This window comes from Bacillus sp. SIMBA_005 (assembly GCF_046535585.1).
GTDB lineage: Bacteria > Bacillota > Bacilli > Bacillales > Bacillaceae > Bacillus > Bacillus pumilus.
Genome location: NZ_JAWRWI010000005.1, coordinates 329,258 through 348,742, shown reverse-complemented (window position 1 = coordinate 348,742; position 19,485 = coordinate 329,258). Strand labels below are relative to the sequence as shown.

Genomic DNA, 19,485 nt, shown 5'->3' with positions numbered 1-19,485 from the left:
TGTTCATCCCCCACAGACTTGTGTTATTACCCTTATTATACAAAAAAGCTTGTAGACTTTGTCTACAAGCTGAAAGCTCCCATTACGGGAGCTTTTTTGCTGGTTTTAGCCATTCAAGCATCGTTTGAATGATCTCCTTTTGCTGTGTGAGGACTTGAATGTCCGCTGGCTGATCACCTTTTTGTTTACCGTACATGCCAAACTGAGCATGGTTCCCGCCTTTTATTTCATGATAAACAGTTTGAGACGGCAGGTTTGTTTTCGACTTCATGATTTTCTCTTGTGTCGCAAGTCCATCCTTTTCACCTGATATAGAGAGGATATTCAAGGACGATGATTCCAGCTCATCTGATGCTGGATAAGATGCAAGGAAAAAAAGACCGTCGAGCTTGCGCTGATTTTTTTCTGCAAACATAGCGGCAGCTGTTCCACCAAGTGAATGTCCGCCAATATACCAGTGTTTGATCGTTTGATGATCTTTCATGATATCTTGTGCTTTATTTGTATGAAAAATTGCAAACGAAAATGGCATGTCAGGGATAAAGACTGAATAGCCTTTTTTCATCAATTCATTCCCGATATAGGCGTACGAAAGTGGTTCTACCTTTGCTCCTGGGTAGAGAATGATGCCTGTATCGCTTTTTGTTGATGCAAATGTATATACGTCGTTTTTATGTTCTACTTGCTCGATGTTTACTTGCTTTTTTAATGCGGCAGATGGTCCGTATGTAAAGCGGCTCCATGTATAGAAAGCACCAAAAGCCAAAATGATCAGTGCAAGTAATGTAATGCCTGTGATCTTCAGTATTTTCTTCATCGCATGTCCCTTCTTTCTCATGTACATATTAAATATACCATCATTTGCTCCTATACCAAACGGCAAGTACGCTGGTCCGTTTGTGTGATAAAGTATTAATCCATTAGCACTGCATTTGGCTGTTATTTACATTCGTAATAGGAGGGCTTAAAATAGGTGTGCATTCAGAAGTAACGGAGGAAGAAAGACATGAAGCAGGGACATTCACAATTATGGATTGAAGCGAAAAATTACTTGTTCATTTTAATTGGATCAGCCATTGTGGCGATTGGATTTAATACGTTATTATTACCGAATCAGATTGCCGCAGGTGGTGTGAGCGGTATTAGTACGATTATGCAGTCATTCGGCTTTGAGGCGGCATATGTGCAGTGGGGGCTCAATATTCCGCTGTTTATCGCTGGTTTTTATTTATTAGGCGGTACATTCGGAGTGAAAACGCTCGTTGGCTCTATTTTCTTACCTTTGATGGTGTTTGTCACAAGACATATTGCACCAGTGACACATGAAGCGCTCTTAGCAGCCATTTTTGGCGGAGTAGTGATTGGGATCGGAATAGGGCTCGTGTTCCTTGGAAATGGGTCAACAGGTGGAACGGCACTCGCTGCCAAAATCATCAATAAATATACAGGCCTCACGCTTGGCACTTGTCTAGCGATGATGGATGGCCTAATTGTACTGGCTGCGATGACTGTTTTCGGGATTGAAGAGGGACTGTACGCTGTCATTGGTGTATTTATTTCAAGTAAAACGATTGATGTCGTACAGGCCGGATTCAGTCATTCGAAAATGGCGATGATCATTACAGGGCATGAGGATGAAGTTAGACAGGCAGTGTTTGATCAAATTGACCGTGGTGTCACAAAAATCTCAGCAGTCGGAGGATATACTGACCATGACCGTCCAATTTTGATGTGTGTCGTTGGGCAGTCACAATTCACAAAGTTGAAACAAGTGGTGAAAGCAATCGATGCATCAGCATTTGTCATCGTAATGGATGCAAAAGAGGTGCTTGGTGAGGGTTTTAAAAGGGCGTAAACAAGGATATAATAGCGTTGACCAAATGATTGTAGGGGAGGGAAATTGATGCAAAAGAGCGGATTAATGATGCTGTTTGCAGCGATGCTTCTTGTTCTTGCGGCTTGTGGAGGAAATTCAAGCAGCAGTGACAGTAAAAAAGAAGGCAGCAAAAGTGCTTCAACTGTGAGCAGTGGTGAGGAAATTTATCAGCAAAACTGTATTGGCTGTCATGGGAAAGACCTATCTGGCGGAGGCGGCCCAAGCCTGAAAGAAGTAGGGAAGAAATATAATGAAAGCCAAATTGCAGATATTGCACAGAATGGTAAAGGCTCTATGCCAAGCGGAATGGTAGATGAGAAGCAAGCAAAAGAAGTAGCAAAGTGGCTTGCAGAGAAAAAATAAAACCTTTGTCTAATCGACAAGGTTTTTTTGTTTTTATATGTAGAAAAAGACTTTTGAATAGTATGAAAACGTATTATATTAAATTTTATTTAAAAAATAAGGGTAAAAAGACATGTTTTTCGGTTTTGAATGTTGTTTTTACCTTTTAACTATAAGTTTTGAAACATAAATGTAATACCATTGCGTCGATTCATGACGTATAATTGGAGTTGTTGAAATTTAGACGATTCAATTTTTTCATCTTTTTGGATGAAAAGGACATAAATTGCTTGTGCGTATCGAAGGGTATGTGCGTGACCATACATAACGTGTTTTGACGATTACTGTCAAAACATCATGATAAGCTGTTAGTCAGAAATAAGAAAAGATTAGGTGATTACATGATTGAAATGAAGGAAGTCTACAAGATCTATCCTAACGGTGTAAAGGCGATCAATGGAATCAATGTCTCTATCCACCCAGGAGAGTTTGTGTATGTTGTTGGTCCCAGTGGTGCTGGTAAATCCACTTTCATCAAAATGATGTATCGTGAAGAGAAGCCAACCAAAGGGAAAATCTTAATTAATAGCAAAGATTTAGGCTCGATTAAGGAAAAAGAAATACCTTACTTAAGAAGAGAAATTGGCGTAGTATTCCAAGATTTCAAACTACTCCCAACTCTCACTGTGTTTGAGAACGTGGCATTTGCTCTCGAAGTCATTGGGGAACAGCCTCAAATCATTAAGAAAAAAGTGCTGGATGTACTTGATTTGGTACAGCTCAAGCACAAAGCGCGACAATTTCCTGACCAGCTGTCTGGCGGTGAGCAGCAGCGTGTATCCATCGCTCGCTCGATCGTGAATAATCCTGAGGTAGTCATTGCAGACGAGCCGACAGGAAACCTTGATCCAGACACATCTTGGGAAATCATGAAGACACTCGAAGAGATTAATAACCGAGGAACAACAGTCGTTATGGCAACACATAACAAAGAGATTGTAAACAGCATGAAGAAACGCGTCATCGCAATCGAAGATGGAATGATTGTGCGTGACGAAGCAAGAGGGGAGTACGGCATTTATGATTAAAACTCTCTCGCGGCATTTACGTGAGAGCTTCCGTTCACTTGGAAGAAACACGTGGATGACATTTGCATCAATTAGTGCGGTCACTGTCACATTGATTTTAGTTGGGGTTTTTCTTGTGATTATGCTCAACTTGAATAACATGGCATCGAACGCTGAGAAAGAAGTAGAAGTAAAAGTTCTAATCGATTTAACCGCGAATCAAAAGCAGCAGGATGAATTAAAAGCAGAAATTGAGAAGATTCCTGAAATCAGTGATGTGAAATACTCATCCAAGGATGATGAACTAAAAGCACTGATTAAAAGCTTTGGTGAAAATGGACAATCCATGGGACTTGTTGATCAAGAAAACCCATTAAACGATGCGTTTATTGTGAAAACATCAGATCCACACGATACACCAAAAGTTGCGAAGAAATTAGAAAACCTAAAAGGTACGTATAAAGTAACCTATGGTAAAGAAGAAGTCAGCCGACTCTTTAATGTGGTCGGAGTGGCGCGAAATGTAGGGATTGCGCTTATTATTGGGCTTTTATTTACAGCCATGTTCTTGATCTCAAATACGATCAAAATTACGATTTTTGCTAGACGTAAAGAAATCGAGATTATGAAGCTTGTAGGTGCAACGAACTGGTTTATCCGCTGGCCATTCTTTATTGAAGGATTACTGCTTGGTGTATTTGGTTCCATTATACCAATTGCTCTATTACTTGGCACATATCAATATGCAGTGGGCTGGGTGGCACCGAGAGTACAAGGCTCATTTATTTCCATGCTTCCATATAACCCGTTTGTTTATCAAGTGTCACTGGTCCTTCTTTTGATCGGTGCAATCATTGGTGTATGGGGAAGCTTGACGTCCATCCGTAAATTCTTAAAAGTATAAATCTATTTTTGATGGCAGCACTCGAGAATTTGATAGAAGGTGTGACCGGTTGAACCAGTTCATCCGGTCGACTCTTCATGCAGGCAGTTGTCATAGGAGGGGAATATCGTTTTGAAAAGAAAGCTGATGATGGCTGGAATGGCAGCGTTTATTGGAACAACGTGGCTATATATTCCAGGGAATGAGAATCGTGCATTCGCATACGAAGACCTAGATCAAAAGCGTCAACAAATCGAAGAGAAAACATCAAAGACTGAATCAACTTTGAAGAAAAAGAAATCAGAGCTGGCTAAGCTTGAAAAGAAAGAATCAAAGCTCAAAAAAGAAATTGAAAAGATTGATCATAAGGTAAGTGCTGCAACTGAAAAAGTGGCAGAAAAAGAAAAAGAAGTCAAACAAACGAAGCAAGAGATCAAGAAACTAAAAAAGGACATTCAAGTCATCAATGATCGAATTGAAAAAAGAAAAGCTATTTTCAAAGATCGAATTCGTTCGATGCAAAAAAGCGGCGGTACGATCAACTATTTAGATGTGCTGCTGGGTGCTCGCAGCTTTAGTGATTTTGTCGGTCGTGTTGGAGCTGTCACAACCATTGTCGAAGCAGACAAAGACATGATTACAGAACATGAAAATGATTTAAAGCTGGTGGAGCAAAAAGAAGCAGAGCTAAATAATCAGCTAAGTGGACTTGAAACATCTCTGAAAGAGCTAGAAGAGTTGAAAAAGGATTTGTCTAAACAGCAAAAAGAAAAAGAGAAAATCTTAGGGGATGTAACAGATAAAAAGAACCATGCCCATGATGAATTAGGCAAACTCGAAAATGAACAAGAAATTCTAACGAACCAAAAAGCGGCTGTGAAGTCTGAGGAAGCACGCCGACAAAAGGAAGAAGCAAAGAAAGCAGAACAAGCAGCTGCTGAAAAAAGTGCACCTGCACCTCAAAGTGGCGGCTCAGATCAAGTATCTGATACACCAGCAAGCAGCTCAGGTTTTATTAAACCAGCTGCAGGGCGCTTCTCATCTGGCTTTGGCGGGCGTTCTGGCGGAAACCACTTTGGATTAGATATTGCAGCAAAAGGCACAGTATCTGTCGTCGCAGCAGCATCTGGAACAGTCACGAACTCAAGCTACTCATCAAGCTACGGGAACGTGATATTCATTACGCATAATATCAATGGACAGACTTATCAAACGGTATATGCCCACCTATCTACAAGAAGTGTGTCCACAGGGCAGAGAGTCGAGCAAGGACAATTCCTTGGATATATGGGGAATACAGGCCAGTCACATGGTCAGCATCTCCATTTTGAAATTCATAAAGGATTATGGAATGGTGCTAAATCAAATGCAGTCAACCCAGCGCAATATATCCGCTAATCAAAAAGCCGATAACATCATGTTATCGGCTTTTTTTATTCTAAATAAAATTAAAATAACAGCAGTATACCGGCAATAATAGGTGTTAGCAGTACAGCTGATTTTAATAAAAGCTTCGGTGCAAGACGTGTGAATTTTGCGCCAATATAAGCCCCTAATACTGTTCCGATTAAAATTTGAATGAGTAAGATAAAATCAACATAGCCCTCTGTAATATATCCAATTCCACCACCGATGGAAATCGGAATAATGACAAGCATCGTCGTGCCAACTGCCTGCCGAATGGAAAGTCTCAGTAAAATCAAAAGTCCTACTTGGATAAATGGTGCGGACCCGATACCAAACATACCTGACAGCAATCCAGATACAAGTCCTAAAATAATACCCCTTATAAGCAGCTGACGTGAAGAAAGCGGCTGCTGCTCAGCTTCTTCCTTCAGAACAAATAATTTGATCATCATAAACACAGCGGATAAAAAGAGCATTCCGGCTGTTAAATAGTGCAGATTTCCTTCTGGAATAAAAGGAGCAATCTTAGCTCCTGCAAAGGAAGCCACACAAGCCAAAGCTCCGACAATCAAACCAGGTTTCAGCTGAATATTCCCTTCCCTGTAGTGGCTGTATGCACCTGATAACGTCGTAAATGCCATTGCGGCTAAAGACGTCCCAAGTGCGGTATGGATAGGGATATCAAAAATTAACGTAAGCAATGCGATGACAAAACCAGCCCCGCCTGCTCCTACAAATCCTAATAAAATTCCTAATAATAGCATCGTCAATATAATATACATAGCGAAGACTCCTTCTCGATCATAACAAAATAAAAATTACACCTAATAAAATAATTAGTCAAGCCTTCGCGGCAGAATGTCTTTACATGAAATCCCTTCTTCTGGCATATAATAACTCAGGTCATCAGGAAGAGTTGAAGAAGGAGGCCAAATATGAAAAAACAAATCGCATCTATTATGGCAAGTGTCGTTCTATTAATTAGTGCAGGGGTGATGACGCATAAAGAGGGAACTCATGCGGAGTCACCGCAAGCAGCTGCCGCAATGGCTGGACAAGCTCAATCAAGTGATAAGGCGAAAGAGAATGGGATGGAGAAAATTGAGAAAGCCTATGACCTTATTTCGAATGAATATGTAGAGGAAGTGGATCGCCAAAAACTGCTTGAAGGCGCCATTCAAGGAATGCTTTCAACTTTAAATGATCCATATTCAGTATACATGGACAAGCAAACTGCCAAGCAATTTTCTGATTCGCTTGATTCTTCTTTTGAGGGAATTGGGGCAGAAGTGGGGATGGATGAAGGAAAAATCATTATCGTCTCTGCCTTTAAAAAATCCCCTGCAGCAAAAGCAGGATTAAAGCCGAAAGATGAAATCATCAGCATTGATGGTGAGTCGATGAAAGAAAAAAGCTTAAACGATGCTGTACTGAAAATAAGAGGGAAAAAAGGAACATCCGTCGCTCTGAAAATCAGACGAAATGGGATTGAAAAAGAGTTAACCTTCCAAATCAAACGAGAAGAAATCCCGCTTGAAACCGTGACTTCCTCTGTGAAAGAGGTAAATGGACATAAAACAGGCTATATCGCGATCTCAAGCTTTTCAGAAGATACTGCGAAGGATTTCACGTCAAGCCTGAAACAGCTCGAGAAAAAGGGCATAGAAGGCCTTGTGCTTGATGTGAGAGGAAACCCTGGCGGCTATCTGCAAAGTGTAGAAGACATTTTAAAGCACTTTATTACAAAGGATCAGCCATATATTCAAATTGCAGAACGGAACGGCGACAGGAAACGATATTTTTCAAAGCGGAAGGAACAGAAGCCTTACCCAGTTAATGTCTTAATTGATAAAGGCAGTGCCTCCGCTTCTGAAATACTTGCAGGTGCTATGAAAGAAGCCGGAAAATATGAAGTTGTCGGTGATGTCTCCTTTGGCAAAGGCACTGTGCAGCAGGCGGTTCCAATGGGTGACGGCAGTAACATTAAATTAACGTTGTATAAATGGCTCACGCCAAAAGGGAATTGGATTCACAAAAAAGGTGTCGTACCGACCATTGCGATTCATCAGCCAGATTACTTTACTGTAGGTCCGCTTCAGCTGAAAGAACCTCTTCAGCTTGATATGAACAATGAAGAAGTGAGACAAGCACAGACGCTATTAAAGGGCTTGTCATTCGACCCCGGCAGAGTAGACGGCTACTTTGATGAAGAAACGAAAAAGGCGGTATTAGCCTTCCAAAGCACATACAATCTTAATAAATCAGGTGTAATTGATCTGAAGACAGCGAAAATGATGAACAAAATGGTGGATGAAGTGAAATCCTATGAAAAAAATGATCTTCAACTGCAGACTGCACTAAAAGCACTATATCTTAAAAAATAAAGAGGCGAATAAATGCCTCTTTTTTTTGGTTCATAAGTGTCACAAACATGTAATAGTTTCTTCTTAAAAATATATTATATCGAGAAATATGTTCATTTATTTTACAAAAAACATAACATTCCTTCAATTTTACCCGATAACATATTTATATAAGAGACTTTCTGTTGATTTAAACATGTCATGAAAATGAAACTTTTGAAAGTTGTATGTTACATAAATAATTCTTACAATATAAAGTAGCACTCATTTTAAATATTTTATTTTTTGCGGATATTCAGCTTGAGCATTAAGCTGTACCGAGGTTTGCGCTTTTCTTAAAAGAACTAGTAAATGGGGGTACACAATTGAAAAGGGCAAGTATTGTGAGAGAGAAAAAATATTACGAGTTGGTAGAGGAGCTTAAGAGTCGTACGAAAGATGTGACGTTTTCCGCTACAAAGGCATTAAGTCTGCTCATGCTGTTGAGCAGGTACTTGGTCAATTACACAACGGTAGAATCAGTCGACGAAATCGATGAAGACTGTGCTGAGATATACTTCAATTATTTAATGGATAATCATAAGAGACTTGGTATAAACTTAACCGACATCAAGAGGTCGATGCAGCTGCTCGGCGGCATACTAGATGTAGATGTCAATCACTACTTAAAAGATTTTTCACTGTCGAATGTCACACTTTGGATGAATCAGGAGAAATAAACCTGGTGTCAAGCATCGATTTATTTGATAGAATAAGAGAAAATGCTTGACTTGGGCGGTGAACGATAATGAGCTCGGAGTGGATGGGAGCTGGATTAAAAGCGGTCGGTCTGTTTTTAATCCACCCTCTTTTTTATTTCATGATATTAATCAGCCTGTTACATGGCTACATCCGCGTAAAGCGGGAGAGAAAAGCGTTTCAAACAAGAATAGAAGATGTATACGATGAACTTAAATTTACATATTCAAAGGGATGGATTCTAGGAATTTGCTTATCCATTATTTCAGTAGGCTTAGGGATTGCCCTCCCGCCTGGATTCATCGTGCTGATTGCAGCGATGACCATCGTTTGCTCTTTATTCTTTAAGGCGAGTGCGCTTTCGTCTGCATACACACTCGGTTTCAGTTTTATTGCGGCACTTGGACTATTGTATGTCCAAGTGAGCCATTCATGGCTGCCGCAGCTCTCAATGATGAATGCATCAGCCGTTGTCATTCTGCTAGGTCTTTTATTAATGACCGAGGGGATTCTAGCCTATCGAACGGCGCATTTACGAACATCGCCTGCAATGGTGATGAGTGCGAGAGGACTTTTGATTGGCCAGCAGCGGGCAAACCGTCTGTGGCTTTTACCGCTTGTTTTGCTGATGCCGGCAGGTGAATTTACTTCTTCTCTGCCATGGTGGCCGGTGCTTCAAGTACACGATCAAAGCTTTTCTTTTATTTTGATTCCATACATCATCGGTTTCGGGCAGCGGATTCAAGGATCGCTGCCAATTGTGAGCATTCAAATTACAGCTCGGCGTATTCTCATGCTTGGACTTGCTGTTGCTTTACTAGGTGCTGCAAGTATTTGGTTTGAGCCGATTGCATGGGGAGCTGTATTAATAGCGATTGCCGGTAGAGCTTTCCTTTCATGGAAACAGCGAGTCAACGACAATGCGGCTCCATTCTACTTCTCTAAGCGTAATCAAGGGCTAATGGTGCTCGGTATCATTCCGAATACACCAGCAGCTGATTTAAAGCTTGAGATCGGAGAAGTCATTACAAAGGTGAATGGAATCGAAGTCAAAACCGTTTCGGAATTTTACGAAGCCCTTCAAACCAATCGTGCTCTGGCAAAGCTTGAGATCATTGGCTTGAATGGTCAGACAAGGTTTGAGAAACGCGCTTCTTACGAAGGGGAGCATCATCAGCTTGGCATCCTGTTTGTGAAGGATGATCCACAGCAAGAATCAACGGCGATTTCATCATAAAAAAAGCTGCTAAAGATGGCAGCTTTTTTCTTTTGGGCGCACTTCTTTTCCATAGGATTCGCCCCATTCACGCATAGCGAAGATGATAGGCTTTAACGTATCTCCTAGAGAAGTGAGTGAATATTCGACACGAGGAGGGACCTCCTCATAGACTTCTCTGTGAACAATGCCGTCTTGTTCTAGTTCGCGCAATTGCAGCGTAAGAACACGCTGAGAAATTCTTGGCAGAAGCCGGCGTAATTCATTGTATCGTTTTGGACCGCAAGTCAAATGATAAAGGATCACTCCTTTCCATTTTCCTCCTATTACACTCGAGGTGGTTGAAACGGGACAGCCATGATTGACAATACTGACTGGATTGGATGGTGCACTCATCTTTACGCTCCTTTCTAAGACGAAATGGGTGATAAACGAACATGATTGTACCTAACGAACAAAAATGTGCGTACTTGAATCAAAGGAAGCTTTTCTTTTACCATAGAGATATCACATCACACATCGGGTTGTTTGTTTTCTTATCATAACAATTTCTATATGGGAATGGAAAGAAATTGGATTGGTGAAACTTCACACCCTAACCGTTCACTAGAAAGGATGAATACCATGCGAGACAAAGAGCAATTAAAAAAAGAAATCATTGAGGCGTATGAATTCCGTCATGCGACAAAAGAGTTTGACCCGGCGAAAAAGATTCCAGAAGATGATTTTGCGTTCATTTTAGAGACAGGAAGACTTTCCCCAAGCTCTGTCGGATTTGAGCCTTGGAAGTTCCTCGTCGTTCAAAATGAAGCATTTAGAGAGAAATTAAAAGAATATACATGGGGGGCGCAAAAGCAGCTGCCAACTGCCAGCCATTTTGTGATCATTTTGGCAAGAACAGACGCCCGGTATGATTCACCATATGCAGAATACATCAATAAGGAAATCAAAGGAATGACAGACGAAACGTTTGAGATGGTAAAAGAACGCTACAAACAATTCCAAGAGAATGATCTTCATTTGATGGAAACTGACCGTACGCTCTTCGATTGGGCTTCCAAACAAACGTATATTGCCCTTGGAAATATGATGACAGCTGCGGCACAAATCGGCATTGATTCATGCCCTGTTGAGGGATTCAGCTACGATGAAATTCATCGTATGCTTGAGGAAGAAGGATTACTTGAAGATGGTCAGTACGACATCTCTGTCATGGCTGCCTTTGGGTATCGAGTCGTTGAGCCAAAGCGCGGAAAAACGCGTCGTCCAATGGATGAAGTAGCCGTTTGGATTCGTTAAAAGGAAATGTCGGAAAAAGGCTGTTGACAATTGCGTGGTTAGTCAGTATATTTAAAAAATAAAATCTTTGATAAATAGACAAATTGACTATAAACGCTTTGACTTGAGAATAGTAAATGAATATCCGTTTTCTAAGAGAGCTGCGGGTTGGTGCAACGCAGTAAAACGAATCATTGAACTCGCTCAAGGAGCGGTAAGACTGAATGAATAGTAAGTCTTTACGTGTGACCTCCGTTATCGGGTTTCAAGTTGGATTCAGCTATGTCTGAGTCAATAAGAGTGGTAACGCGGTTGAAAGGTCAGTCGTCTCTTCGAGGAGATGACTGGCCTTTTTTATATGCTTTTATCTTATATTTGTCTGAAGATTCAAATTTAAAGGAGCTATAGAAAATGGAAAAGGAACATGTACAGTTAAAACGAACAATGACGTCAAGGCATATCATGATGCTCGCACTTGGGGGAGCCATTGGTGCTGGTCTGTTTAAAGGAAGCAGTTCTGCCATTGATATCGCGGGTCCTGCTGTCATTTTGGCATATATGATTGGTGGTCTTATTTTATTATTTATTATGCAAGGACTTGCCGAAATGACAGTTGCACGACCTGGCGCTAGAACATTCCGTGATTTAATTGAACCTGTGTTAGGCAAATACCCCGCCTATTTCTTAGACTGGATCTATTGGAAAATGTGGGTGTTGAACATTGCAGCAGAAGCGATCGTGTCTGCCATCTTTATTCAGTACTGGTTCCCACAAGTACCGATTTGGACACTTGTGTTAATCATTTCACTTGTTGTGACATTGATCAATGTTTGTTCAGTCAAAATGTTTGCTGAGACAGAGTACTGGTTAGCTTCTATTAAAATTGCTGTCATTCTTTTATTTATTATCATCGGGTTAACGATGCTGTTTGTCTCATTCGGACAGCATGCAGCACCGGGATTATCCAACTTAACCGACCACGGAGGATTTTTCCCAAATGGAACGGGCGGCTTAATTGCGGCAATGCTGGTGGTCGTGTATTCATATGGCGGAACTGAAATGATTGGGGTTACATTAGCAGAAACGAAAAACCCTGAAAAAGTCATCCCAAAAGCCATTCAAAGTACATTTGTACGAATCATCGGTTTTTATGTACTTCCGTTCTTCATCATCGTCAGCTTAATTCCTTGGAATCAAGTAAATAATGAACAAGTGAGCCCATTCGTCACAGTGTTTGCAACGATTGGTGTGCCATATGCAAGTGATATCATGAACGGGATTATTTTATTAGCGATCTTGTCTTCTATGAACTCTGGTCTGTATGCTTCTTCAAGGGTACTATTTACACAGGCAATGGATGGCCGTGTATGGAAAGGATTCTCTAAACTGTCAAAACAACAAGTGCCTGTTCGAGCGATCCTTGTATGTACATCTACCTTGTATGCAGCTGTGTTGATTTCTCTTTTTGTAGGTAGTCAAACGTTTAATTACTTGATGGGCTCTTTAAGTTACACAGTTCTATTCATCTGGTTTATCATTGCCGTTGGTCATTTGAAATCTCGAAGCGTCGCACAGCCAGGCGGATATCGCGTGAAGCTGTATCCTTTCACAACGTGGTTTTCCGTCATTGCGATCATGGCCATTTTTGTCGGCGTTGTTTTAAATACACCCATTGTCCAAACGCTGGTCACAATGTGCATTTATTTAATCATTACACTTTCTTTCTTTATTAATAGAAAACGGTTTGAAACAGCCGTATAAGCTAAAAAGCGTGCAGGACCTTCTGAAGAGGTCTCGCACGCTTTTTTTAATGCTGTTTATATTGCTTGAAATGTACAGGGGATTGAACTGGATGTGGCTTTGCCTGAAGGCCATAGCTATCTCTGACGATATAAAGCGGCCGGTCCTTGGCTTCATCGTAGATTCGGCCAATATACTCTCCGATCATGCCTAACATAAAGAGGATAATCCCGCTAAAGAATAGCTGAATGACAATTAATGAACTCCAGCCGGTGATGGTGCTGTTTGTAAAAAGCTTTAAATATAAAACTAGAAACATCGAAATGAAGCCAATTGCTGAAAGGCCAATACCTGCCACACTGGCTAGTTTTAAAGGTTTGTAAGAAAAAGATGTGATCCCATCCATCGAGAGCTTGAGCATCTTTTTGAGAGGGTACTTTGTTTCTCCTGCCAGCCGCTCATCCCGAATATATTCTACCGCAACCTGTTTGAAGCCGACCCAGCTCACTAACCCGCGGACAAATGGATTTTTCTCACGTATTTTTCTCATTTCATGACATACTTTACGATCTATCAATCTAAAGTCGCCGGTGTCAAGTGGAATATCTACTTCGGTGATTTGACGTAACACTCGGTAGAAAAGGGAAGCGGTATACTTTTTGAAAACTGTTTCGCCTTTTCGCATGGTACGGACTGCGTATACGACCTCATAGCCCTCCTTCCATTTTTCAATCATGTCTAAAATCAATTCAGGTGGATCTTGTAAATCCGCATCAATCACGACGACAGCTTCTCCCTTTGCATAATCCATTCCCGCTGTAATGGCAATTTGATGCCCAAAGTTACGAGAAAAATCAACGAGTCTCACATTCGGATCGTTCTGGCAGTACCCTTTAATCAGTTCAGCTGTTCGGTCCATACTGCCGTCATTGACGAAGAGAAGCTCGTATGCTTCTCCCGTCGAATCCATAACAGTCTTAAGGCGTTGATACGATTCATGGATCACAAGTTCTTCATTATAAACTGGGACTACAACAGAATATTGTATGTTCTTTTCCATCAGTCATCGTTCCTCCCTTTTAATAGATGAATTAATCAACGGATAGTTCATAAAGAGTGCCGCTCTCCATTCCGCCCATTCGTCCATTTGACTGATCATTTTGTTCTGATTGTTGGCTGTCTGAGCTGTCTGTTTGCTGATTTGTTTTGGATGAAGAGCTGTTCTGCCACTTAGAAGTAGATACTTCTTTTCCATTTTTTTGAATCCAAGTGAGAATGTCAGAGCTGCCGCCTCTCATACCAGAAAGATAGAAGTATTTGATTTTGCCGTCTTTGACGAGCTGTTTGAATTCACTAAGCGTGAGAATGTTATCAGATCCACTAAATCCACCTAATGCCATAACAGCTTTTCCTGTTTTAATAATGTAAGGCGAAGCAGTGGTTGCATCTGTTGTCCCAAATAGGAATTCTTCTCCCGTATTGTTTTTCTCAAGATAACTGATCAGCTTTACATTGACTTGTGAACTCATGTTGCCCCTTGAAGTTGCAAGCTGAGGACCAGCCTCTGGAAGCATACTGTTTCCTCCATAAAGAAGAGGTGTGCTTGCCCAGTATAGTGGTGCGATCAGCATGCCAAGGATGGCGATGAGAGACACGAATTGTTTTAGTTTTTCTTTTCCTTTTATCAAAAGTAGAGAAAGGATCGTTCCAATACCAATGATACCGACTGCAATGCTTAGTCCAAGACCGATCGTGCTTGTAAATGTGGATAGGATAAAGATTTCAAATGCGGTTGTGACGAATATCGCAATAGGAAGCAGCCATTTTTTAAAGCCAGTTCCTGTTTGGAACAATTGAGTCATAGAAACCCACCCGGCTCCTGCTAATACAGCAATTGGCGGTGCCAGCATGATTAAATAATAGTGATGGAAAAATCCTGCTATACTGAAAAATGCAGCAACGGGTATAAGCCAAGCTAACCAAAATAGTGTTTCTTTTTGTTTTGTATTGAGACGTCTTCTTTCAAAGACTGTCGAGAAGAAGATACCAATCGCACCGAAGAGCGCAAATGGAAGCAGCCAGCTGATTTGATCGGACAGTTCAGATTGGAACAGGCGTAATGGCCCTTTTGTTCCAGTTCCAAACATGCCAGAACCATTTCCCATCTTTCCGCCCCCGCCATTTGGAGGTCCATCACTATTACCGCCTGAAGGCATATCAGGTGGTGTTGTCCCGTTTGCACTGCGTGATGGTCCTTGTATAGAAGGCTGTTGCTGGTTGAATGATTGGTTTGAATTGTCTGAGTTGTTTTGATTACCATTGGATGGCGGCTGAGTCATGTTGGATGAATCATTGTCATTTTGCTGATCACCCTGCTGTGAAGGTGGCTGCCCCTCACCCTGATTTGTACCGCCTCTCCCGCCAGACTGTTGACCAGTTAACCGCTGAAGACCGTTGTAACCAAAGGCTAATTCTAATGCTGAGTTCGATTGACTTGATCCCATATAAGGACGATTGTCTTTGGAAGTGAGATCAACTGCTATAGACCAAGAAGCAGATACACCTAAAAGAACAATCATTGAAATCAATAGTGAAAACAGCTTTTTCTTCCATGTCGTTCGAAAGGCAATGATGTAAAACAAGACGAGAGCCGGTACAATCATATACGCTTGAAGCATTTTTGTATTAAAACCGACACCGATCATTGCAAAAGAAGCAATCGCCCAAAGCACCTTCTGCTGTTTCACAGCCTTGAACATCATGGCTGTTGCGAGTAAAAGAATAAAAACGAGTAAGCTGTCAATGTTATTTGTACGAGATACAGCAACTGCGATTGGTGTGCACGCCATAATGAGTGCTGACAATCTTGCAGCAGCCTGCCCAAATGTAGGTTTGACTAGGCGGTAAATTAAATAAACAGAACCAATGCCAGCTAAAGCTTGGGGTAAGATCACACTCCAGCCATGCAGACCGAAAATTTTGGCACTGATCGTTTGCAGCCAGAAGGCGAGCGGTGGTTTATCCACCGTGACATAACCTGAGGGATCGAACGAAGCAAAGAAGAAATTATGCCAGCTTTGCATCATACTTGTGACCGCCGCTGTATAATAAGCGTTCACTGTATCGTTGTTCCAAATGTTATAAATGTTTAAAATGGCAGATAAAATCAATATAAAAAATAAATAAAGATCAAATTTTTGAAAGCGTCTAATCAAAAGTTTGTCACTCCTTTTTCTTAACTTGAAAAAAGTGTAACAAGCAAATATGAATAAATTATTAATAAAAAAAGGCCAATTTTTTATTTTTCTGTTGAATAAAAAACAGCTCTAGAAAAGAGCTGTCTTGTTTAAGGTGTATGTTATTTTAAGAGGAGACAGGTGGAATTTCAGTGCTCTCTGCACTTGGTAATTGTATAATAGCGGTCGTACCTATGCCTTGTTCAGATTGAAGAACGAACGTGCCACGATGTTTTTTAATAATTTGATTCACAATGGCTAGTCCAAGACCAGAGCCGCCATCTTTTCTTGTGCGCGCTTTATTCACTCGATAAAAACGCTCAGAAACATGAGGAAGTTCTTCTTTTGGAATTCCGCTACCTTCATCTGTAATACTTAATTCAGCAGTGTTTTTGTGAACGAATAATTTAATTGAAATCGACTTTCCTGATGGCGTGTAATGGATGGCATTGTCCAATAAATTACGAACGACTTGCTCAAGTCGATCGCTATCACCATAAATAATACAATCCTCTTCGAGTGCTCGGTTGAACGAGATTCCCTTTTGACTAGCAATGAATTTCATTTGATCAAGAACGTCATGAATCAGCTGAGCAAAGACGATTGGCTCCATCGTTAGTGGATAAGAATCTCCTTCTAGCTGCGCAAGGTCTAAAAGATCATGCACAAGCCGGCTTAAACGTGCGGCCTCATCCTGGATGATGTGCATTCCTTTTTTTTGATCAATGATCCCTTCTTCAATACCTTCAGCATATCCTTTCATATAACTTAGCGGAGTCCGAAGTTCGTGAGAGACATTCGCAAGAAATTCCCTGCGGTGCTGCTCAACTTTTTCAAGGGTAGAAGACAGTTTGTTAAAAGAGCGGCTCAGTTGGTTTAACTCATCTCCATTTTTGGTCACAGCCATCCGTTTTGAAAAATCACCAGATTCCATTTCCATAGCAATTTCTTTCATCTGATTAATTGTCCGAACGACTTTATTGGAGCTTTTATATCCGATAAAGAAAATCAGGAGCAGGATTAATAAAATAGATATGCCAAGTGTCAATCTGATTTGGACAAAGGGTTCATATACATCCGATAAGGGCATGGATAGAAAAATTGTCCCTGATAGCTCATCTTTGTTTGAGAAAACAGGGATGGCGATGCCAAGAATATCTTGATGAAACTGAGAGAGTTCTCTAATCAACACGACAGTATCCCCTTGAAGGAGCTTTTGGCGTTCCTTGAACGTGATGAGATTATCATTTGTGTTCGTATCAAAAGGAAGACCACTTGAAAGCTCCATTGGATCATCTGTAAAAATAATGTTCGCCTGACTCGAGTCGTTAGCCCATTTTATTCTATCGGTAAAATACGTATCTTTCCCGTGTTTATGATAGATTTGTGCCAGCTTTTTACCTTGTAAACTTAAGGAATCAATCTGTTTATCAACATATAAGTGCTGGTATAAGTAATAGGTGAGGGCAAGAGCTGAGGCAGCAACGATTCCGGTCACTACAAGGATTAAGAAGAGCACCTTCTTTTTAATAGATAAAGGCTTCATTCTTCCTCCTCAAACTTATAGCCGACACCCCAAACGGTTTTTATATGCCGTTCCGCTCCCTTTAATTTCAGTCTCAGCGTTTTGATATGTGTATCGACTGTTCGTAAAGATCCGCTCGTAGAATGTGATTCCCACAGTTTTTGATAGAGCTGTTCTCGTGAAAACACTTGGCCTTGATTGAGTAAAAGAAACATGAGCAAATCGAATTCTCTTCTAGTTAAATTAATGGGCTCCTGATGGATATAGACTTGTCTACCATCCTGATCAATCTCCATGTCATCAAACTGTATGCGGCTGCGCTTTAGCGAAAGACCTCTAATTCGTCTCAAAGTTGTTTCAATTCTTGCTGCAAGCTCACGTAGACTGAAAGGCTTCATGATGTAGTCATCCGCACCAATTTCTAAACCTCTAATTCGATCCTCCTCATAACTTCTAGCTGTTAAGAATAAGATGGGGATTTGAGATGTTTGCCGAATACGCTGGCAGACTTCAAATCCATCCATGTCAGGCATCATGATATCTAGTACTACAAGGTCAACGGGTTCCTTTTCAAGCTGATGTAAGGCATCCATTCCATTATTAGCTGTGATGATGTGAAAGCCTTGTCTTTTTAAGAAGGATCCGATTAACTCAAGCATATCGAACTCATCGTCTACGATTAAAATATGCATTTGTTCTTTCATTTCTTTTCCTCCAAAACGATAGCATAAGGTCCTGATGAGACATTCAGTCGATTTTTCATCATGAATGTCTGTTTATCGATAATTGATACTGAATTGTCATCTAAGTTACTCACATATATTGATGTGGTATCAGCGGTGATATAATTCGGATTTTGACCAGTTTCAACAGAAGCAAGCTGCTTATTCGTCTCTGTATCTACTTTGTATAGCGTATGATCTCCATGACAAAGAACATATAAAGTAGAAGAGTTTTTCTCTGAAAAGAATGCAACAGGCATAACGCCTAGTTTTATTTCTCGCTGCTTTTTACCTGTTTTAGGGTCGTAAGCAAAAATGCTTTTATTTAAGGTGCCTGGTTTACCGTGACCACCGATCCATATGGATTGTCCATCAAAATGAATACCAGAAGGTCGTTCAAGTACAGAGAACGTACGTATATGTTTTTCCTTCTCAATATCTATGACAGAGACAGTATGACTTTCTGCATTTAAAACAAATAAAGTACCTGACGGAGAAAGTGTCATAGAAGAAGGTAACTTTCCGGTCTTTACAGTTGCTTTTATTTTTTTTCGCTGCGTATCAATAAAATAAACGACACTTTTCTGTGAATCCGCTGCAATTAAGGTGTGAGAAGCTGCATCATATGTAAGGGAAGTCAGACCTTTATTCACATCCATATAATCTGTTGCTGTACCTTTTTTTAAATTAATTTCGATCAGCGATTCTCCTTCTTTACTAGTTGCGATGATGACGTCTTTGTTGATTTGGATAAGATCAGTGAGCGGATGTTTTAAATCAACGGAAGAGATCATTTTATTCTTTTGTAAATCAACTATTGAAAAGGAGGCTTTTTTTAATTGAGAGATGACCGCGATCGATTGAGAGCTGCCAGGTGGAGTAAATTGCTGGTCTTTTCCACAGCCTGACAGGAATAACAATAGAGCTGATAAATAGATCAAAACATATTTTACACGTTCCATTCTTCCGCTCCTTTGTGTCCTCTATTTTCAAAAAGCATACCACAAAAATTGTGAAAAAAAATCGAAGTTATCAATACTGAAAGAGATGAAAAACAGATTTTAGGTGGATGAATGAGGACAATTCGATTTA

General features: G+C 40.6%; 18 protein-coding genes and 1 other annotated feature. Of the genes, 10 read left to right on the top strand and 8 right to left on the bottom strand.

Annotated elements, in window-relative coordinates; all coding sequences use genetic code 11:
• Positions 1-82 precede the first annotated feature (82 nt).
• Positions 83-817 (bottom strand): alpha/beta family hydrolase, encoded by a 735-nt coding sequence (locus SB660_RS11165; protein WP_410582540.1) that lies wholly within the window; start codon positions 815-817, stop codon positions 83-85.
• A 189-nt stretch (positions 818-1,006) separates the two neighbouring features.
• Here SB660_RS11165 and SB660_RS11160 point away from each other — a divergent pair, with 189 nt between their 5' ends.
• From SB660_RS11160 to SB660_RS11140, 5 genes are all read left to right on the top strand, one after another.
• Positions 1,007-1,855, top strand: a complete 849-nt coding sequence (locus SB660_RS11160) for a YitT family protein (protein WP_003212797.1) — start codon at positions 1,007-1,009, stop codon at positions 1,853-1,855.
• A gap of 48 nt (positions 1,856-1,903) precedes the next feature.
• Positions 1,904-2,239 (top strand): cytochrome c551, encoded by a 336-nt coding sequence (gene cccB, locus SB660_RS11155; RefSeq protein ID WP_058013575.1) that lies wholly within the window; start codon positions 1,904-1,906, stop codon positions 2,237-2,239.
• A gap of 380 nt (positions 2,240-2,619) precedes the next feature.
• Positions 2,620-3,306, top strand: a complete 687-nt coding sequence (ftsE, locus tag SB660_RS11150; protein ID WP_061409748.1) for a cell division ATP-binding protein FtsE — start codon at positions 2,620-2,622, stop codon at positions 3,304-3,306.
• Positions 3,299-4,189 (top strand): permease-like cell division protein FtsX, encoded by an 891-nt coding sequence (ftsX, locus tag SB660_RS11145; RefSeq protein WP_012011409.1) that lies wholly within the window; start codon positions 3,299-3,301, stop codon positions 4,187-4,189. Before ftsE ends, ftsX begins: the two co-directional genes overlap by 8 nt.
• A 111-nt stretch (positions 4,190-4,300) precedes the next feature.
• Positions 4,301-5,566, top strand: a complete 1,266-nt coding sequence (locus SB660_RS11140; RefSeq protein WP_180310019.1) for a murein hydrolase activator EnvC family protein — start codon at positions 4,301-4,303, stop codon at positions 5,564-5,566.
• 50 nt (positions 5,567-5,616) lie between these two features.
• On the opposite strand, the gene SB660_RS11135 is transcribed toward SB660_RS11140, so the two are convergent.
• Complete coding sequence (locus SB660_RS11135) at positions 5,617-6,357, bottom strand: sulfite exporter TauE/SafE family protein (RefSeq protein ID WP_410582536.1); 741 nt, start codon at positions 6,355-6,357, stop codon at positions 5,617-5,619.
• 153 nt (positions 6,358-6,510) lie between these two features.
• On the opposite strand from SB660_RS11135, the gene ctpB reads away from it, so the two are divergent.
• The 3 genes from ctpB (at position 6,511) to SB660_RS11120 (ending at position 9,913) form a co-directional block, all read left to right on the top strand.
• The gene (ctpB, locus tag SB660_RS11130; protein ID WP_144461722.1) at positions 6,511-7,959 is read left to right on the top strand and encodes a carboxy-terminal processing protease CtpB; all 1,449 of its coding nucleotides are present in this window, start codon (positions 6,511-6,513) and stop codon (positions 7,957-7,959) included.
• 344 nt (positions 7,960-8,303) lie between these two features.
• Positions 8,304-8,657 carry a swarming motility protein SwrAA gene (locus SB660_RS11125; protein ID WP_007500014.1) on the top strand — a complete coding sequence of 118 codons (354 nt, stop codon included), beginning with the start codon at positions 8,304-8,306 and terminating at the stop codon, positions 8,655-8,657.
• Between the two features lie 68 nt (positions 8,658-8,725).
• Positions 8,726-9,913: a PDZ domain-containing protein gene (locus SB660_RS11120; RefSeq protein ID WP_061409742.1), complete on the top strand. Its 1,188-nt coding sequence runs from the start codon at positions 8,726-8,728 to the stop codon at positions 9,911-9,913.
• A gap of 9 nt (positions 9,914-9,922) precedes the next feature.
• On the opposite strand, the gene SB660_RS11115 is transcribed toward SB660_RS11120, so the two are convergent.
• On the bottom strand, positions 9,923-10,288 hold the full coding sequence (locus SB660_RS11115) for a winged helix-turn-helix transcriptional regulator (protein ID WP_180310021.1): 366 nt from the start codon (positions 10,286-10,288) through the stop codon (positions 9,923-9,925).
• 228 nt (positions 10,289-10,516) lie between these two features.
• On the opposite strand from SB660_RS11115, the gene SB660_RS11110 reads away from it, so the two are divergent.
• Positions 10,517-11,191, top strand: a complete 675-nt coding sequence (locus tag SB660_RS11110; protein ID WP_061409740.1) for an NAD(P)H-dependent oxidoreductase — start codon at positions 10,517-10,519, stop codon at positions 11,189-11,191.
• Positions 11,192-11,280: 89 nt separating this feature from the next.
• Positions 11,281-11,505: a binding site (T-box leader), on the top strand.
• A gap of 76 nt (positions 11,506-11,581) precedes the next feature.
• Positions 11,582-12,931 (top strand): amino acid permease, encoded by a 1,350-nt coding sequence (locus SB660_RS11105; protein ID WP_012011401.1) that lies wholly within the window; start codon positions 11,582-11,584, stop codon positions 12,929-12,931.
• Positions 12,932-12,977: 46 nt separating this feature from the next.
• On the opposite strand, the gene SB660_RS11100 is transcribed toward SB660_RS11105, so the two are convergent.
• The 5 genes from SB660_RS11100 to SB660_RS11080 all read right to left on the bottom strand — a co-directional run bounded on the left by SB660_RS11100 (position 12,978) and on the right by SB660_RS11080 (position 19,355).
• Positions 12,978-13,970 carry a glycosyltransferase family 2 protein gene (locus SB660_RS11100; RefSeq protein WP_180310023.1) on the bottom strand — a complete coding sequence of 331 codons (993 nt, stop codon included), beginning with the start codon at positions 13,968-13,970 and terminating at the stop codon, positions 12,978-12,980.
• Between the two features lie 31 nt (positions 13,971-14,001).
• Positions 14,002-16,125 carry an ArnT family glycosyltransferase gene (locus tag SB660_RS11095; protein WP_410582532.1) on the bottom strand — a complete coding sequence of 708 codons (2,124 nt, stop codon included), beginning with the start codon at positions 16,123-16,125 and terminating at the stop codon, positions 14,002-14,004.
• Positions 16,126-16,273: 148 nt separating this feature from the next.
• On the bottom strand, positions 16,274-17,692 hold the full coding sequence (locus SB660_RS11090) for a HAMP domain-containing sensor histidine kinase (protein WP_410582530.1): 1,419 nt from the start codon (positions 17,690-17,692) through the stop codon (positions 16,274-16,276).
• On the bottom strand, positions 17,689-18,375 hold the full coding sequence (locus tag SB660_RS11085; RefSeq protein ID WP_169055777.1) for a response regulator transcription factor: 687 nt from the start codon (positions 18,373-18,375) through the stop codon (positions 17,689-17,691). Before SB660_RS11085 ends, SB660_RS11090 begins: the two co-directional genes overlap by 4 nt.
• Positions 18,372-19,355: a YncE family protein gene (locus tag SB660_RS11080; protein WP_410582527.1), complete on the bottom strand. Its 984-nt coding sequence runs from the start codon at positions 19,353-19,355 to the stop codon at positions 18,372-18,374. The genes SB660_RS11085 and SB660_RS11080 overlap by 4 nt, the downstream gene beginning before the upstream one ends.
• Between the last annotated feature and the right edge of the window lie 130 nt (positions 19,356-19,485).

What these genes read in the sequence shown, in the direction of transcription:
- SB660_RS11080 (WP_410582527.1), bottom strand. Translation starts at nt 19,355, where the DNA reads ATGGAACGTGTAAAATATGTTTTGATCTATTTATCAGCTCTATTGTTA.
- SB660_RS11115 (WP_180310021.1), bottom strand. Translation starts at nt 10,288, where the DNA reads ATGAGTGCACCATCCAATCCAGTCAGTATTGTCAATCATGGCTGTCCC.
- SB660_RS11100 (WP_180310023.1), bottom strand. Translation starts at nt 13,970, where the DNA reads ATGGAAAAGAACATACAATATTCTGTTGTAGTCCCAGTTTATAATGAA.
- SB660_RS11135 (WP_410582536.1), bottom strand. Translation starts at nt 6,357, where the DNA reads ATGTATATTATATTGACGATGCTATTATTAGGAATTTTATTAGGATTT.
- SB660_RS11105 (WP_012011401.1), top strand. Translation starts at nt 11,582, where the DNA reads ATGGAAAAGGAACATGTACAGTTAAAACGAACAATGACGTCAAGGCAT.
- ctpB (WP_144461722.1), top strand. Translation starts at nt 6,511, where the DNA reads ATGAAAAAACAAATCGCATCTATTATGGCAAGTGTCGTTCTATTAATT.
- SB660_RS11090 (WP_410582530.1), bottom strand. Translation starts at nt 17,692, where the DNA reads ATGAAGCCTTTATCTATTAAAAAGAAGGTGCTCTTCTTAATCCTTGTA.
- cccB (WP_058013575.1), top strand. Translation starts at nt 1,904, where the DNA reads ATGCAAAAGAGCGGATTAATGATGCTGTTTGCAGCGATGCTTCTTGTT.
- SB660_RS11085 (WP_169055777.1), bottom strand. Translation starts at nt 18,375, where the DNA reads ATGAAAGAACAAATGCATATTTTAATCGTAGACGATGAGTTCGATATG.
- SB660_RS11120 (WP_061409742.1), top strand. Translation starts at nt 8,726, where the DNA reads ATGAGCTCGGAGTGGATGGGAGCTGGATTAAAAGCGGTCGGTCTGTTT.
- SB660_RS11110 (WP_061409740.1), top strand. Translation starts at nt 10,517, where the DNA reads ATGCGAGACAAAGAGCAATTAAAAAAAGAAATCATTGAGGCGTATGAA.
- ftsX (WP_012011409.1), top strand. Translation starts at nt 3,299, where the DNA reads ATGATTAAAACTCTCTCGCGGCATTTACGTGAGAGCTTCCGTTCACTT.
- ftsE (WP_061409748.1), top strand. Translation starts at nt 2,620, where the DNA reads ATGATTGAAATGAAGGAAGTCTACAAGATCTATCCTAACGGTGTAAAG.
- SB660_RS11165 (WP_410582540.1), bottom strand. Translation starts at nt 817, where the DNA reads ATGAAGAAAATACTGAAGATCACAGGCATTACATTACTTGCACTGATC.
- SB660_RS11160 (WP_003212797.1), top strand. Translation starts at nt 1,007, where the DNA reads ATGAAGCAGGGACATTCACAATTATGGATTGAAGCGAAAAATTACTTG.